Consider the following 2,099-nt stretch of genomic DNA (forward strand, 5'->3'; position numbering starts at 1 on the left):
CGGCGGGGGCGGAGGTACGGCACCGGCCATGCGGTGACCGCAGACCTCGCACCAGTCGTCGGAACCCGACTGGTGTCCGTTCGGGCAGGTCGGCATGTCGGTGCTTCCCCTTCTCCTACGCTGTGGAGGGTCACTTCTTCACACGGACGGTCTTGGTGGACCGGGTCTCCAGAGTCATCTCGTCGGCCTCCGTGACCCTCGTCTTCAACCGCACAGTACCTGTCGCGGCGTCGACCACGTCCACCACCTTCGCAAGCAGTTTCGCAGTATCGGCGTTCCCGGAGGCGTTCGCGAGCTGAACGGCCCGGCCCAGTTTGGCCGTTGCTCCATCGAAATCGCCCGCTTTGCGAAGGTCGATGCCTTGCCGGATGACTTGCGCCAGTTCGGCCTGGCCGGTGTAGTGGGCGACTTGGGGGCTCATGGCGGTGGAGGCGGCCACGTCGTCGGTCCACACGGCCCGTACGAGGCCCTGCGCGCCGAGGTTCTGTACCGTTCCGTCCGGTTGCGGGACCACCAGGGAGACCCGCGCCGCCAGCATCTCCTGGCCCAGTCCGGCCGGCGGGACGGTCACGGACAGGTGGTAGTCGCGGGACTCGTCGCCCCACGACCCGGTCGGATAGTCCCCGGCGCGCGGGGCGGCCTCGGTGCGACGGTGCGTCAAGTCCTCGACGGCGGGCGCGACTTGCTTGACGAACCGGATTGTCGCCCCGGCCGGCGTCCACACCCGCAGGGCGACGTCGGCGACCTCCTTGCCCATCGCGGTCTCCATCATCCGCGTGAAGTCGGCGGCGAGAGCGGCCGGATCGGCGACGATGTCGGCGGTGCCGAGCAGCGCCGAGGCGATGCCTGTGACTTCTTTCACGTCCCAGTCCGTGCCCACGCCCCGCGCGTCACAGGTGAACCGGCCCGCGCAGGCGTCCAGGGTGGCCCGCAGGTCCTCGGGCGACTCGTGTTCGTTGCGGCCGTCGGTGAGCAGGATGCCGTGCCGGATGGTGACGTCGGCCGCGGACAGCAGCCGGTCGGCGAGCCGCAGCCAGGTGCCGATGGCCGTGCCGCCGCCCGCGCCCAGCCGGCGCAGGGCCTGTTTGGCCTGCTCGCGGGTGGTGGCGTCGGCGACCGCGAGCCGCCCGCCGCCCGGGTAGACCTCCTGCGCGACATGGGTGCCGCCGATCACCACGAAGCGGGTGCCGTCGCGCAGGGTGTCGATCGCGGCGGCCGTGGCCTCCCGGGCCCCGCGCATCTTCGCGGGCGGGTAGTCCATGGAGCCCGAGCAGTCGACCATGACCGCCACCGCGGCGGAGGGACGCCCCGGCGCCGAGTCGGCACCGCCGAGGATGCCGCCGCCGGTCGCGGTCACCGTCACTATGGCGTCGACCTGGCTGCCGCCCTCGGGCAGGTACTCGTTCTGGTAGACGTCCACCGAGAACCGCGGTACGTCCGGCTTCGCGAAATTGGCCATGCTTTGACGCATCCCCCTCGATTGCCCCGCCCACGCCAGGCGCCGGGCGCGGGCGGACCGGTCCCCTCCGGTCCGCCCCGGCTTCCCCGTGCCGCGGTCCGGCGGACCACGGCCTTCAGGCCGATCCTGCCCCCTGCGGCGGCGCCGGGAACGGCAGTACCGCCACTGTTACGTTGTCGTGGCCCCCGCCGTCCAGGGCGTGCCCGACCAGCACCCGGGCACCGTGCAGCGGGCGGGCCGCCGCGTCCGGCGGGACGACCTCGGACATCTCCTGGGCCGTCTCGGCGTAGTTCCACAGCCCGTCGGTGCACACCACCACCGCGCCGGGCCGGTCCGGCCGGAAGCAGGCGGTGTGCGGCTCCAGTTCGTAGGCGTCCGCGCCGAGCCAGCCGGTGATCGCGTGGGCCCGCTCGTCGGCGTACGCCTCGGCCTCGCTCATCAGTCCGGCGGCCACCATCTGCGCGGCCCAGGAGTCGTCCTCGGTGAGCCGCGCGGGCGGCGCGGTGCGGTCGGTGGGCACCCAGTAGACCCGGCTGTCGCCGACCCAGCCGACGACCAGCAGCCCGGAGGTCACCACCGCGCCGACGATCGTGCAGGCCGGCGACGTTCTGTTTGCCCATGGCTCGCTTCTGCCCCTTCG

2 protein-coding genes are annotated in these 2,099 nt (G+C 72.7%); both read right to left on the minus strand.

The window, feature by feature from the left end; translation table 11 throughout:
• Nucleotides 1–130: 130 nt before the first annotated feature.
• Nucleotides 131–1,459: a VWA domain-containing protein gene (locus H5J33_RS32470; protein WP_181798304.1), complete on the minus strand. Its 1,329-nt coding sequence runs from the start codon at nucleotides 1,457–1,459 to the stop codon at nucleotides 131–133.
• A 115-nt stretch (nucleotides 1,460–1,574) separates the two neighbouring features.
• Nucleotides 1,575–2,099: PP2C family serine/threonine-protein phosphatase (locus H5J33_RS32475; RefSeq protein WP_181798305.1), on the minus strand; the 525-nt coding region annotated here is incomplete at its 5' end.

Source organism: Streptomyces sp. WELS2 (assembly GCF_013870595.1).
Lineage (GTDB): Bacteria > Actinomycetota > Actinomycetes > Streptomycetales > Streptomycetaceae > Streptomyces.

What these genes read in the sequence shown, in the direction of transcription:
- H5J33_RS32470 (WP_181798304.1), bottom strand. Translation starts at nt 1,459, where the DNA reads ATGGCCAATTTCGCGAAGCCGGACGTACCGCGGTTCTCGGTGGACGTC.